General features: G+C 62.7%; 11 protein-coding genes. 3 read left to right on the top strand and 8 right to left on the bottom strand.

Annotation, left to right across the window (positions count from 1 at the left end):
* Window positions 1-138 precede the first annotated feature (138 nt).
* On the top strand, window positions 139-1,188 hold the full coding sequence (locus tag LG385_RS09075; protein WP_225773990.1) for an AraC family transcriptional regulator: 1,050 nt from the start codon (window positions 139-141) through the stop codon (window positions 1,186-1,188).
* Here the strand turns inward: LG385_RS09075 and LG385_RS09070 are convergent, their stop codons facing one another.
* From LG385_RS09070 to LG385_RS09055, 4 genes are all read right to left on the bottom strand, one after another.
* A complete protein-coding gene (locus LG385_RS09070; protein ID WP_225773989.1) occupies window positions 1,189-1,662 on the bottom strand; it encodes a GFA family protein in 474 nt (157 codons plus the stop codon).
* A 27-nt stretch (window positions 1,663-1,689) separates the two neighbouring features.
* Window positions 1,690-2,841, bottom strand: a complete 1,152-nt coding sequence (locus LG385_RS09065) for an MFS transporter (RefSeq protein ID WP_225773988.1) — start codon at window positions 2,839-2,841, stop codon at window positions 1,690-1,692.
* A gap of 113 nt (window positions 2,842-2,954) precedes the next feature.
* Window positions 2,955-4,508 (bottom strand): galactarate dehydratase, encoded by a 1,554-nt coding sequence (gene garD, locus LG385_RS09060; RefSeq protein WP_181111962.1) that lies wholly within the window; start codon window positions 4,506-4,508, stop codon window positions 2,955-2,957.
* A 23-nt stretch (window positions 4,509-4,531) separates the two neighbouring features.
* Complete coding sequence (locus LG385_RS09055) at window positions 4,532-5,881, bottom strand: MFS transporter (RefSeq protein ID WP_225773987.1); 1,350 nt, start codon at window positions 5,879-5,881, stop codon at window positions 4,532-4,534.
* 361 nt (window positions 5,882-6,242) lie between these two features.
* Here LG385_RS09055 and LG385_RS09050 point away from each other — a divergent pair, with 361 nt between their 5' ends.
* Window positions 6,243-7,301, top strand: coding sequence for a hypothetical protein (locus LG385_RS09050; protein ID WP_225773986.1), 1,059 nt, complete (start codon window positions 6,243-6,245; stop codon window positions 7,299-7,301).
* A 19-nt stretch (window positions 7,302-7,320) separates the two neighbouring features.
* Here the strand turns inward: LG385_RS09050 and LG385_RS09045 are convergent, their stop codons facing one another.
* Window positions 7,321-7,473: a hypothetical protein gene (locus LG385_RS09045; protein ID WP_181111959.1), complete on the bottom strand. Its 153-nt coding sequence runs from the start codon at window positions 7,471-7,473 to the stop codon at window positions 7,321-7,323.
* Between the two features lie 176 nt (window positions 7,474-7,649).
* Here LG385_RS09045 and LG385_RS09040 point away from each other — a divergent pair, with 176 nt between their 5' ends.
* Window positions 7,650-8,639 carry a threonine/serine dehydratase gene (locus LG385_RS09040; RefSeq protein WP_225773985.1) on the top strand — a complete coding sequence of 330 codons (990 nt, stop codon included), beginning with the start codon at window positions 7,650-7,652 and terminating at the stop codon, window positions 8,637-8,639.
* Between the two features lie 3 nt (window positions 8,640-8,642).
* Here the strand turns inward: LG385_RS09040 and LG385_RS09035 are convergent, their stop codons facing one another.
* The 3 genes from LG385_RS09035 to LG385_RS09025 are packed head-to-tail and all read right to left on the bottom strand — an operon-like array spanning window position 8,643 to window position 13,047.
* Window positions 8,643-9,935 (bottom strand): TolC family outer membrane protein, encoded by a 1,293-nt coding sequence (locus tag LG385_RS09035; RefSeq protein ID WP_225776202.1) that lies wholly within the window; start codon window positions 9,933-9,935, stop codon window positions 8,643-8,645.
* A gap of 42 nt (window positions 9,936-9,977) precedes the next feature.
* Window positions 9,978-11,330, bottom strand: a complete 1,353-nt coding sequence (locus LG385_RS09030) for an HlyD family type I secretion periplasmic adaptor subunit (RefSeq protein ID WP_225773984.1) — start codon at window positions 11,328-11,330, stop codon at window positions 9,978-9,980.
* Entirely contained in the window at window positions 11,323-13,047 is a 1,725-nt protein-coding gene (locus LG385_RS09025) for a type I secretion system permease/ATPase (RefSeq protein ID WP_225773983.1), read from the bottom strand. The genes LG385_RS09030 and LG385_RS09025 overlap by 8 nt, the downstream gene beginning before the upstream one ends.
* Window positions 13,048-13,272 lie beyond the last annotated feature (225 nt).

The following is a 13,272-nucleotide window of genomic DNA, read 5'->3' as shown; positions in this document are numbered from 1 at the left end:
AATTCATCTTGACGCCCCGCCATTGGGCGACTTGAAGGGTGTTGCACCAGGCTGGCGCCGATACCGGTACCTAACGGCGGCTCCGGCGGGAATGGCTTTTGCTTGCTCAAGCGATATAGCCCTCGCAGGTAACTGACCGTGACGCGTACTCACGCCTATCTAGCCCCCTCATCCTCCGGCCCACGGCACCACCACGGCGTGCTGTCGGCGGCAGCCAGTGGCCTTGATGCGTTCATTACCGACCACGGCGGCGACCTGGACCGAGTGTTCGGCCACGCCGGCATCAACCCCGAGCAACTCGCGCACCCAACCCTCAGCCTGGCCTTGCCCAACTACTGCCAGGTTCTGGAAGAAGCCGCGCGGCAAACCGGATGTGAGCACTTTGGCCTGCGCTACGGTGAACAGTTCAAGCCCCAGGCGTTGGGCCTGCTGGGCTACGTCGGGCTGTGCTCACCCACACTGGAAGCTGCCTTGGTGAACTTCGCCGAAGCGTTCCCGTTTCACCAGCACAACACGCTGATTCAGTTGGTGGATGCCGGTGAGTGCTATCGCTTCGACTACCAGATCCGCCACGCCTCTATTCGCGAAAGGCGCCACGATGCCGAGTTGACCATGGGCATGGCCATGAACCTGGTGCGTCACGTGCTGGGGGATCAGTGGCACCCACGCGGGGTGCTGTTCGAACACAGCCGGCTCGATAGTGGCGAACAGCATCGGCAGGTATTTGGTGCGCAGGTGCGCTTCGATCAACCCTGCAACGGCTTATTGATTCCCAAAGCCGACATCGCCGGGCGGGTAATGCCCGGCAGCGATCCCATCCTTTTGATGTTGGTGAAAGACGCGATCCGCCAGCTCAGTGGCGATCCCACGGAAGGTGATCTGCCCCTGCGCGTGGAAGCCGTGATCACCGACCAGCTTGGAAGCGGCGAGCCCAGCCTTGAGGCGGTGGCAATGGCAGTGAATCTCGGCCCCACGGCCTTGCAGCGCCGCCTGCGCGAACACGGCTGTTGCTTCACGCAGATGGTGGAACAGGTTCGCCAGCGGTTGGCGCAGCGTTACCTGCGCGAAGGCATTACCTCGGTCACACAGCTTGCCGGGCTTCTCGGGTACTCGGAAACCAGCGCATTCTCCCGCGCCTTCCGCCGTTGGCATGGGGTAAGCCCGCGGCAATGGCGCAGCCTGGGCTGATCACTGCTCGAGTTTGAGGCGCTGGTGCCAGTCCGCGATGGATTCCTCCGGGTATTCCTCAAAACGCTTGTCTTCGGCCCCGCCTTGCACTTCTACCCAACTGGCCTTCGAGTTCAGGAGCAAATGCGTATGCTCTGGCGGCGTCGGCAACTCGGTGTCGATGGCGCTGGCAAACGGGTGGACCAGCTCAGGCCACTCTGGGCTGAACAACCACAAGCCGGACCCACAGTGTTTGCAGAAGTGCCGCTCTGCCGTGCTCCGCGAGCCATCGGGCATGCGGGCGTGGTACACGCTGATCGAATCCTCGCCGTCTACTTTCAGGGTATTGGCATCACCGCCCAGGTTGATCGCATAGCCGCCCCCGCCCTGTGTCTTGCGGCAGATCGAGCAGTAGCAGCGCTGATAGGGATACGGGTGCGGGCTGTCGAGGCTGAAGTGTACGGCGCCGCAGTGACAGGAACCTTCCAGGTGCATGGGTCATCCTCCGCAGGGTGTGATGGATTACGCCTTGAGGTAGCGCGCGCTGGCGCTCACGAACAGTAACAACACGATCAGGCTGGCCAGCGCCCAGGACAGGTTAGCCCAGTGAGCAATGAAGCCGATGGCCGCCGGGCCCAACAAAATGCCCGCATAGCCCAACGAGACCATCGCCGGAATGGCCGCACTTTGCGGCATACGGCGCTGGCGGCCCACAGCGGAAAACAACACCGGTACGATGTTCGAGCAGCCCGCCCCTACCAGCGCGAAGCCCACCAGGGCTGCGGGCCAGCCCGGCAACAGCAGTGCCACGGCGAGCCCTGCGGCCGCGCAAGCACCGCCCAGCAACACCACGCGCATACCCCCGAGCCGGTTCACCCAGGCATCGCCGGTGAGTCGGCCGATGGTCATGGTGGCGGCAAAGGCGGCATACCCAAGGCCCGCGAGAGACGGCTCCATTTGCCGCGAGGACACTAGAAACACCGCGCTCCAGTCCAATACAGCGCCTTCGGTGAGAAACACGATAAAGCACAGCACGCCGAGAAACAGCACAATCCCGCGGGGCACAGCGAACAGCGGGCCATCACGCTCGGTACCCTCAGGCAGCAGCGAACCCGCCGCATACCACAGCCCCACCAGCACCACCGCGACCACAACCAGCGTGGCCGGGAAAGGCCCGAGGCCGGTGCTCAGCAAGGCCGTCATACCGGCCGCGCCAGCGATCCCGCCCACGCTGTACATGCCATGGAAGCCGGACATCACGGCTTCATCACTGGCCTTTTCGACAAGCACGGCCTGAATGTTCATGGCGCAATCGAGGGTACCCATGGTGGCACCAAACAGCGCCAGGGCAATGGCGAGCGTGGCGGCAGAGGGCGCGATGGCCAGCAGTGGCAACAGCGCGCACAGCAGCAGCGCCGCCAGCACGATGGTCCAGCGGCAACCGCGATGTGCCGTGAGGTAACCGGCGAAGGGCATGGCCAGAATCGACCCGCCTCCCAGGCCAAGCAACAGCAGCCCGAGGGTGCCGTCATCCAGCCCGGCGCGGGCCTTGGCCAGCGGCACCATGGGCGCCCAGGCGGCCATCACGAAACCCGCGATGAAGAATGCGACACGCGTTGAGATACGCTGTGGACGGCCCACCGAGGCGGTGGCAAAGGTAGAACTGGCGGTCATGGCGGTACGTGGATCCCGACGGCGAAACCCGTACCTTGCCGATGCGCCAAGGCAAAAGCAAGGCGACGGCCACTCACGGGGAAGGTTCCCGCGAGCGGCCGTGATCGCGCGTATCAGGTGATAGGCGCGGGGTTGAACAGCACGATGTCGTTATGCAGCTTGTGCCGCTCGGCCCAGGTTTGCTTGCGCCCGCTGGCCACATCCAGGTAGTAGTGGAACAGCTCCCAGCCCAGCTCCTCGATGGTGGCACGCCCAGTTGCGACACGGCCGGCGTCCACGTCGATCAGGTCCGGCCAGCGCTGGGCCAGCTCGGTGCGGGTGGACACTTTCACCACCGGTGCCATCGCCAGCCCGTAGGGCGTGCCGCGGCCAGTGGTGAACACGTGAAGGTTCATGCCCGCAGCCAGTTGCAAGGTGCCGCACACGAAGTCGCTGGCCGGCGTGGCGCAGTAGATCAAGCCTTTGCCGGTTACGCGTTCGCCTGGCCCTACCACGCCATTGATGGCAGAGCTGCCGGATTTGACGATTGAGCCCAGGGATTTTTCGACGATGTTCGACAGCCCGCCCTTCTTGTTGCCAGGCGTAGTGTTAGCGCTGCGGTCCGCCGCGCCGCGGTCGAGGTAGTTGTCGTACCAGTCCATTTCGCGCACGAGTGCCTGAGCCACGTCCTGGGTCTCGGCGCGCGAGGTCAGCATGTAGATCGCATCCCGTACCTCGGTCACTTCCGAGAACATCACGGTGGCGCCCGCACGTATCAGCAGGTCAGAGGCGTAACCCAGCGCGGGGTTGGCGGTGATGCCCGAAAACGCATCGCTGCCACCACACTGCATGCCCAGGATCAGCTCGGAGGCCGGTACGGTTTCGCGGCGGCGCAGGTCGAGCTTCTGCAAGCGGGTTTCGGCCAGCGCCATGATCTGCTCGATCATTTCGCCAAAGCCGTGGCTGGCGTCCTGCAAGCGATACAGCCAAGGCTCGCTCAGGTCTACCGACGGGTCGTTCTCATGCATCACCTGCCCGGCCTGCAATTTCTCGCAGCCCAGGCTGATCACCAGCGCTTCGCCTCCCAGGTTCGGGTTACGCGCCAGGTTGCGCACCGTACGGATGGGGATGTAGGCATCGCGGGCGTTGATCGCCACGCCGCAGCCATAGCTGTGGGTGAGCGCCACCACGTCGTCCACGTTGGGGTAGCGCGGCAGCAACTCTTCACGGATGCGCTTCACAGCGTGATCGAGCACACCGGTCACGCACTGCACGGTGGTGGTGATGCCAAGGATGTTTCGCGTGCCGACAGTACCGTCCGCGTTGCGATAGCCTTCGAAGGTATATCCATCCAAGGGCGGCAATGGCGCCGGCACGGCATCGGACATGGGCAGGCTGTCCAGTGGCGGCGCCGATGGCATGGCCAGCTGGGTTTCCTTCACCCAGCTGCCACGGCGCAGCGGCTCCAGGGCGTAGCCGATGATCTGCCCGTAGCGGCGCACTTCGCCACCCTCGGGTATATCGACCAGCGCCACTTTATGGCTTTGCGGCACGCCTTCGACGGTCACCAGGCCGTCCGGGAATACACTGCCCTCGGCAACGCCCTGGTCATTGACCACGACTACCACATTGTCGGCTTCGTGCAAGCGCACGTAGCGTGGGGAATCGGAATGTTCGATCAACTGCATGGGGTTGGCCCCTTGTAATGTCATCAGGCTTGTACGGGTTGTGATTCGAGCAATGGGCGGCCTTCAGCATCGCGCAACTGCACGCGGCGGATAGGCCCTACGATCACCAGGTAACTGAACACGGCCACCAACGCGTTGGCGCCGACATACACCAGTGCCCACTTGAACGAGCCGGTGGTGGAAATCAGGTAGCCGATCACGATAGGGGTAGTGATCGAGGCCACATTACCGAACATATTGAACAGGCCGCCGCTGATACCGGCGATCTGCCGTGGCGAGGTGTCGGACATCACCGCCCAACCCAGCGCACCCACGCCCTTGCCGAAGAAGGCCAGCGCCATGAAGCCGACCACCAGCGCATCGAGCTCTACGTAGTTGCACAGCACCATAGTGGTCGAGAGCAGCAAGCCGCATACGATTGGCAACTTGCGGGCGAAGGTCAGCGAGTGGCCTCGGCGCAGCAGCCAGTCCGAGATGACTCCGCCGAGCACTCCGCCGATAAAGCCGCAGATGGCCGGCAGCGAAGCCACGAACCCTGCCTTCAGGATAGTCATGCCCCGCTCCTGCACCAGGTACACCGGGAACCAGGTAAGGAAAAAGTAGGTAATGCCATTGATGCAGTACTGGCCCAGATAAATCCCCAGCATCATGCGGCTGGACAACAGCTGGCGTACATAGCCCCACTGCGGCCCGGCTCGCTTCTGGCCGGGCTGGTCCATGTCGACCAACCCGCCGTTGTCCGCGATGTGGCGATACTCCTCCTCGCCGATCATTGGGTGCTGGCCGGGGTTGTGCAGGAATTTCATCCAGATGCCGGCGAATACCACGCCCAGGCCGCCCATCACGATAAACACATGCTCCCACCCCCAGGCATGGACGATCCAGCCCATCAGCGGCGCGAACAATACGGTGGCGAAGTATTGCGCGGAGTTGAAGATGGCCGACGCCGTGCCGCGTTCCGCAGTGGGGAACCAGGCGGCGACGATCCGCGCATTACCCGGGAATGACGGTGCCTCGGCGAACCCCACCAGAAAGCGCAACGTAAACAAAGCCATGACCGCGGTAGCGACGGGCATGAAGCCTACGAAGCCCTGCAGGATAGTGAACACGGACCAGGTAAAGATGCTGGCGGCATATACCTTCTTGGAGCCGAAGCGGTCGAGCAACCAGCCGCCGGGGATTTGCCCGGCCACATAGGCCCAACCGAAAGCGGAGAAGATAAAGCCGAGCGTGAGCGGGTCGATACCAAGGTCTTTCTGGATATTCGAACCGGCGATCGAGATGGTCGCCCGGTCGGCGTAGTTGATCGTGGTTACCACAAACAACAGGAACAGAATCAGATAACGCACATGCGTTTTCTTGCTGGCATGCATGCTGAGCACTCCCACTTCTTATCATTATGCGGGCTGCCACATCAGGTCGGCGGCAGATGGTGCTACGTTATCGTACAAGCTATGCGAGCACCAGCACCCGCTGGCGGATTTTTTTGCTAATACTTGCTTTCCAACCCGCTATTTGGGGCGATGGCTTACTGCAGTTGTCCGACAGGGCCCTTGCGTACTCAGTGATGGCAAAATGGACTGCCCGGTCACTTTGGAACGCGACAGTAGAAAACGTTTCCAGTTCCGGCTTTTGTCACTGGACAGCGACGACCGGCAAGGATATGTTTCCTTCAGTCGAACGGCGCCATGGAGGCGTCGCGGCGCAATTGGATTGCATTAGAGGTGAACAATCATGAGAACCAGATCTGTGCTGGCGCTCGTCATGGGCTATCCATTGCTGAGCGGATGCGTGCAAGGCCCGCCCCTGCAATACACTGCGTTCTCGGACGGCGGTAGCGCTCCACAGGGCGACTACGCCGGGCTGACTAAATTTACCCTCGCACGTAGCCTGCTTCTCGTGCAGGCCAGCGCAGGCGAGCGAGCACAAGTGACTTCCGTGCCCTCGGAAGCCGTGGGCGATGGCACTGATTTCGGTATCCGAGAGGTGCCTGGCACCGCAGGCACTGCGCTGCAGCTCACCAAGATCGGGAATAGCAACCTGGTAAGCTCGTTGGCCTTGCACCCTACCGCGCGCGCCAGCTCAAGCGATAACGCAACCGTGCCTCTCGCCCTGCCCGCTTCCGGCCCGGCGATTACCGGCCTTGCATTCACCATCGACACCCAGGCGTTGTTGCCCAGCGCCCGCCCGGATCGGGTCCCAGTGTCCGGCATCGTCGAAGGTGCGGGCCGCCAGCTGGCATTTGATATCGTGTTCGACCCAGTGCCAGCCGATGCTATCGAAACCCGTCATCTGGACCTGCAGCGCACTGGCAACCTGTATTTCTATTCCGCCTGCCGCACCGCTACGCTGACCATCCTGACCGCGCCACTGGCGCAGCAGCGCTTTACTGTCACCGTGGCCGATCCCAATTTCGTGCAAACCATCGCCGTAGACGAGAATCGCACAATCGCTAGCCATAGCGCCTGTGGGGTAGATGTACTGGCCAATGGTGCAGGAGGGATTATCCGCACGGGCGGCGTGGCCGACCTGGTTGCGCAGGCCAGGAGCCTGAGCACTTCGTGGCGCACAACGCCCATGAGCGATAGCGCAAGCGCCCTGGCTGCGGTCAAGCCCCTGTCACCACCCAAGCGTTCGGTCCGCAAGGCCAGCCGGCGCAGTCCCGCTCAGGTCCCGCCCGCAGAGGCAGCGGTAGAGGCACCAGCCCAGGCCGAGGCAACGCCCCGCAACCCACTGCGCAATGCCGAAATCCGGCTGCCAGTGCCCGATCGCCGCGAATCGTTCGCCTTCTAGCTGGCTCAAGCCCACCGGCTCAAGCGGGGTCTGTGAGCGCCTCGTCTGGCTTCAGGGGCGATGAGTCCCCGGTATCCTCATGGCCCGGTTCGTCCCGCTGCGGTTCATCGCCGTATTCATCGTAATCGGCGGGCGTCTGGCCAGGATGTTGCTGCTGCCGTGGATCGTTCATTTCCGCTCTCCTTCAGGGTTCACGCTCATTCGAGGCGCCCCGCACTCGCAGGGTTCACTCTGCTTGCGGCTGAACTCGAGAAGCACCACTACACTCATCTTTACCGAGGCCCTTCGTCACCGCTGGCGCGGCGCAGGCTGACTATTGACCTGAGCGTTTATTCCCCTGGAGCGAGAATGACCGAGACGACAGAAAGCACGGACGCACTGCTCGACAAATTGTACCGGGACATCATCGCCGCACATTCCGCCATGCGCCCGGCGGTGGCCGTGACCCCATTGACATTCAGCGAGCGCTTATCGGCGGCCACCGGTTGCGAGGTGTATCTCAAATGCGAGCATCAGCAGCATACCGGGTCATTCAAGTACCGCGGTGCGTTCAACAAGCTCAGGCTACTTTCGCCAGCGGAGCGTGCCCAGGGGGTGATCGCCGCCACGTCGGGCAATCATGGTGGGGGCGTGGCATTGGCAGGCAGGGTTGCAGGCGTGGAGGTTACGATCTACACACCGAACAAAACCTCGCCTTACAAGGTGGAGGCCATGCGGGCGCTGGGTGCGACCGTGATAACAGTGCCCGGCACTTCTCTTGACGCTGAGCTGGAGGCGGAGCAGCAGGCAAGCCAGCAGGGCAGGACTTACGTATCCCCCTACAATGACCTTGCGGTGATTGCGGGCCAAGGCACCGTGGGGGTAGAGCTGAACGAGCAGCTACCGGAACTCGACGCCGTGTTCGCCTCCGTCGGTGGAGGGGGCCTGGTTTCCGGGCTGGGTACGGCCCTGTCACGGCTTAACCCTGGCGCGGAGATTATCGGTTGCTGGCCTGAGCAATCGGCCCCCATGTACCGGTCGCTGGAAGCCGGAAAAATCGTATCGGTGCCGGAAGAGGTCAGCATCTGCAGCAGCAATATCGGCGGCATCTACCCAGGTGCCGTAACCTTCGACCTCTGCCGCCGGCTGCTTGACCGCAGCGTGCTGGTGACAGAAGAAGAAATCCGCTGGGCCATGCGCGCCGTGGCCGTGGATGAACACTGGATCGTCGAAGGCGCCGCCGGCGTGTCTCTGGCGGGCGCCCTCAAGGTCGCGCGTAGCCTGAAGGGCAAACGGCTGGCGGTGGTGCTGTGCGGCCGAAACGTCGACTGGCCGGTGTTTCTGAAAGCGGTGTCCTGAAAATCAGAACATCGCCTCCACGTGGCTCAGCACGGCGCGGTCCATCTGGCCGGTATGAACATGCAGCGTGACGTAGCTTTGCAGCATGTCCAGCTTGGCGTTCAACAGGTCCCTGCGGGCTTCGAACAACCGTTGCTGGGCGTCGAGAATATCCACGGTAGAACGCACACCGCCCTGAAAGCCCTTTTCGGTGGATACCAGCGCCCGCTGGTTGGACTCCACCGCCCGCTGCGTGGCGCGGCATTTGGCGAACCCGGCAACTACACCGGCGTACGCGGTTTCCACGTCTTCGCTCAACTGCTGACGCTGCGCGTCAGCGTCCGCCTGGGCCCCGGCCAATGCTTCGGTTGCCCGGCGCACCGAAGCGCTGATGGCACCGCCGCGATACAGCGGGATGTCCAGCGCGAGGCCTACGTAGTAACTGTCCTGGCGAGGCGACAGTTCCTGATATTGCGTATTGTCCCGGCGGGTCAACTGCGTGGTCAGCGACAGCGTCGGGTAGTGCCCGGCCTTTTCCGAGTCGGCCTGGGTTTCGGCCACTTTCACCTGGGCCAAGCGGGCCGCCAGCTCCGGGCTCGCCTCTCGGGCCAGGGTTGTCCAATAGCCAAGGTCCTGGGTATCGCTCAATGGGTTACTGTCCGGGGGCAACTCGCGCATCGGTGTGATTTCCAGCAGCGGCAGGCTGCCGCGCCCCGATAGCGTACGCAGGGCGGCTATCCGCTGCGCCTGATTCTCGGCTTCCTGAGCTTCCACCAGGTCATAGCGCGCCTGCGCTTCGTCCACGTCGGTGATTGCGCCCTGGCCCTTGTCGAGCAGCCGCTGGCTTTGTTTCACCAGCCCGGCGATGGCCGCCTTTTGTTGCGCGATCAACTTCAGCTCGTTTTCCACCCTCGCCACGGCGAAGTAGGCTTTGGCCACGCGATCAAACAGCGCCTGGGTGGCCACATCGTATTGCACCTCACCCAGCTCACCGCGGGCCTTGCCTTGCTGATAGGCCGCCCAACGACCTTTATCGTAGATCGGCTGCTGGGCGATCAGCGACATGCTGTTTGACTGATAGTCGTCGCTGTCCACGTAGCTTTCATCGGTGCCACCGTCGGTACGGCCACCCTTGCCGTAGCGTGAGCTGAGCGACAATTGCGGTAGCAGGCCGCCGAGGCCGATGGCTTCCTCGTTCTGCGCCGCGCGGTGGGAGAAGTCCGCCGAGCGCATGACGGGGTCGTTGAGCCGCGAGGCGTCATACAGCTGCATCAGGGTCAAATGGTCAGTTTCAGGGCTTTGAGCATGGGCCTGCATGGCCAGGCACAAAAGGGTTAACGCAAGCCAGCGGTTCCTCATTCATTCTTCCTTGAAGGCTGCGAGCAAACGCTCACGCAAGGGTTTCATCAGGTAATTGACCAAGGTGCGCTCGCCCGTGATTACCGTCACGTCCGCCATCATCCCCGGCTTCACCGGCAAGCCTTTGGCTTGCAGCTTGGGCAACGTGTCAGCCGGTATTTCGACTTTCGCCGAGAAGTACGGTTGATGGGTCTGCTCGTCGATCAACTGGTCGGCGGAAACGGTCATGACCGTGCCCGTCACGGTAGGTGTGTCCACGCGCTGCAAGGCCGTGAAGTGCACCTGCACCGGCAACCCGGGCCGCAGTTTGTTGGCCAGCATTGGCGGGAACCGGGCGGTGATCGCCAGGGGCGTGCCTACCGGCACCACTTCCATCAATGCTTGCCCGGCCGTGGCTACACCGCCGATGGTATGCACAGTCAGGTTCATCACTTCACCGGCCACCGGCGCGCGCAGCGAACCGTTGTCCACTTCAAACTGCAAGGCGCGGATCTGATCGGCGTAGCCAGAGGCCTCCGCCGACACATCACTTAGCTGACTTTCCGCGTCGCGGCGGAATTCCTGCTCCTGCTGCATGGCCTTGAGCTTGCTCTCGTTGATGGACTGTTCGGTCTTGCCGATGTCGCCAATGGCTGAGGCGATCTGGCCCGACAACTGAGCGGTATTGCGCTCGGCCTCGAACAGCTTGGCCCGCGGCACGTAGCCTTCCTGGGCGAGGTCGCGCAGCCCGTTGAGCTCTTCCTTCTGGAAACTCATCTGGGCATCGTAGTTGGTCTTCACCTGGCGATATGCCCGCAGCTGCTGGCTGAGGGATGTCACCTCGTGGTCCACGATCCCTTGGCGGCTGGCCAACTCCGCCTTGCGAGTGAGGAACAGGTTTTGCTGGAGGGCCATGGCGGCCTTCGCCCGCGGGTCGGCTGCATGTTCCAGCAAGTCCTGGGGCCACTCGATCGTGTCCTGGCGTAACCGCTCAGCCGTGAGGCGCGCTTCCGTGGCCCGCGCATTGAGCAGCTTGCCAAGTGTGACCTCAAGCTGGGATCTCGCCTGGACGGTATTGAGCTGCACAAGCAGCTGCCCCGGGCTTACGAGGTCGCCTTCGTTGACGAGGATTTTCTCGACCACGCCGCCCACCAGTGGCTGTACCGTCTTGCGCTCCCCGGCGACTACCACCTTGCCCTGCCCCACCATGCCTTGGTCCAGCGGGGCAAGAAACGCCCACAGGAAAAACCCGCCCAAAGCGATCAGCAGAAACCACAGCCCCTTGCGCGCTGTACTGGCGGCATCGGCATTGGCGGTTTCGGAACTGATCGGAGTAACCGGCGCCAAGGGGCGCCGCGCAGTGACATCACGCATCGGAACGTGCCTCTCTTACCGGTGAAGGTGCGCTGGCCGGCGGGAGCACCGCCTTGAGCACCTGGTCACGGGTGCCAAACAGCTGCTGGCGCCCTTCGTTAAGCACCAGGATTTTGTCGACCACGCCCAGCACGCTGGGCCGGTGGGTGATCATGATGATGGTGCTGCCAGCGTTTTTCAGCGCGCGCAGCGCATGCACCAATGCCTTCTCGCCGGCTTCATCGAGGTTGGAATTGGGCTCATCCAGCACGATCAATGCCGGTTGCTTGAACACGGCCCGCGCCAGCCCGATGCGTTGCTTCTGCCCGCCTGACAGCCCCTGCCCACCTGGGCCGAGCACCGTGTCGTAGCCCTGCGGGAAGCGCAGGATCATGTCGTGAATCCCGGCATGGCGCGCGGCCTGGATGATCGGTTCGGAGTCCAGTTCACCAAAACGGGCGATGTTCTCGGCCACGCTGCCATCGAACAGTTCGATGTCCTGCGGCAGATAGCCCAGGTGCGGGCCCAGGTCCTCGGGCGCCCATTGATCCAACGGCGCGCCATCGAGGCGCACGGCTCCTGCAAGCGGTGGCCAGATGCCCACGAGGGCCCGCGCCAGGCTGGATTTGCCCGATGCGCTCGGGCCGATAACGGCCAGGATCTCGCCTTTGGCGAGTTCGAAATCGAGCCCGCGAATGATCGGCTCTTGCGAGTTCGGCGCGGCCACTTGCAGTTGCTCGACCTTCAGCGCGCCGGTAGGTGCAGGCAGCGCCATGGGCGGCACGGCAACAGGCTCCTCGGCCAGCAGGTCACTGAGCCTGCGATAGCTCTGGCGCGCACCGACGAATTGTTTCCACGAGCCAATGGCTACTTCTACCGGTGCCAGCGCCCGGCCCAACAACAGGGACATGGCGATCATCATGCCGCCGGAGATCTGCCCTTCCAGTACCAGCAACGCCCCCAGGCCGAGCGAGAGGGACTGCGCCGCGATCCGTACGAAACGGGTCATGGCGCTGATCCGCGCACCGCGATCGCTGGCCACCGCCTGGGAGGCAATCATCCCTTGTTGCAGCCAGCCCCAACGCTTGCGCAAGGCTGGCAACATACCCATGGCCTGGATCACCTCGGCATTGTGCAAGCTGCTGTTCACATAGAGGTTGGCCTTCATGGACAGAGCGTTGGCCTGGGCCAGGCTGGGCCGCGTGGACAGCTCGCCCCACAAGGCAAGCACCACCAATGTAAGGGCCACGACCAGGGAAAGCACACCGAACCAGGGGTGGAACAGGAAGGCAATCACCATGAACACTGGCAACCATGGGGCATCGAGCATGGCCAGCAGGCCTTGGCCAGTGATGAACTGCCGTACCTGGGTGAGGTCACCGAACACCTGCGCCGGGTTGCTGTCGGTTTTACGCAGGCTGCGAGTAAAGGCCGCGTCGAACAGTCGTTGCGCAAGGTTGGCATCGATGCCGGCGCTCATGCGGATCATCACCTGCCCGCGCAGCCACTCGATCACCCCGCTGAGCAAAAACAGTCCGATCGCAATCAGCGTGAGCATCAGCAACGTGGTTTCATTACGGCTGGTCAGTACCCGGTCGTACACCTGCATCATGTAAAGGGACGGGACGAGGACCAACAGGTTGATGACGCCGCTGAAGATCGCCAGTGACCAGAAACCCCGCCGATACTTCAGAAGAGCCGCGTCGATGTCATTGCGAGGATCAAGTGTCAGGCGCATTAAGGCGTTACCAAGTGTGAAAACCGAGTCTCAGACCGTAGCAGTTCGATTTCATTCCGCCACTACCGGCCATTTGCTGTCATTTTTATGTGCATCCTTGCCCCAGCCTCGGGAACGCACGCAGGCAGACTGGTATATAAATTGGCGGAAAGCAAGGTCAACACGCCGAATGTCGCCCATTAGCGTCGGTATTTTGACGATAATAACCTGAAGGCGAAAAAAAAC

It is taken from the genome of Pseudomonas sp. Marseille-Q5115 (assembly GCF_916618905.1).
In the GTDB taxonomy this organism is placed as follows: Bacteria; Pseudomonadota; Gammaproteobacteria; order Pseudomonadales; family Pseudomonadaceae; genus Aquipseudomonas; species Aquipseudomonas japonica_A.
Note: the sequence above shows the minus strand (reverse complement) of the source record. Positions and strands in the feature narration are given on the sequence as shown.

Coding starts and splice junctions, on each gene's coding strand:
- LG385_RS09040 (WP_225773985.1), top strand. CDS start 7,650: ATGACCGAGACGACAGAAAGCACGGACGCACTGCTCGACAAATTGTAC.
- LG385_RS09050 (WP_225773986.1), top strand. CDS start 6,243: ATGAGAACCAGATCTGTGCTGGCGCTCGTCATGGGCTATCCATTGCTG.
- LG385_RS09055 (WP_225773987.1), bottom strand. CDS start 5,881: ATGCATGCCAGCAAGAAAACGCATGTGCGTTATCTGATTCTGTTCCTG.
- LG385_RS09030 (WP_225773984.1), bottom strand. CDS start 11,330: ATGCGTGATGTCACTGCGCGGCGCCCCTTGGCGCCGGTTACTCCGATC.
- LG385_RS09065 (WP_225773988.1), bottom strand. CDS start 2,841: ATGACCGCCAGTTCTACCTTTGCCACCGCCTCGGTGGGCCGTCCACAG.
- LG385_RS09035 (WP_225776202.1), bottom strand. CDS start 9,935: ATGCAGGCCCATGCTCAAAGCCCTGAAACTGACCATTTGACCCTGATG.
- LG385_RS09045 (WP_181111959.1), bottom strand. CDS start 7,473: ATGAACGATCCACGGCAGCAGCAACATCCTGGCCAGACGCCCGCCGAT.
- LG385_RS09025 (WP_225773983.1), bottom strand. CDS start 13,047: ATGCGCCTGACACTTGATCCTCGCAATGACATCGACGCGGCTCTTCTG.
- LG385_RS09070 (WP_225773989.1), bottom strand. CDS start 1,662: ATGCACCTGGAAGGTTCCTGTCACTGCGGCGCCGTACACTTCAGCCTC.
- garD (WP_181111962.1), bottom strand. CDS start 4,508: ATGCAGTTGATCGAACATTCCGATTCCCCACGCTACGTGCGCTTGCAC.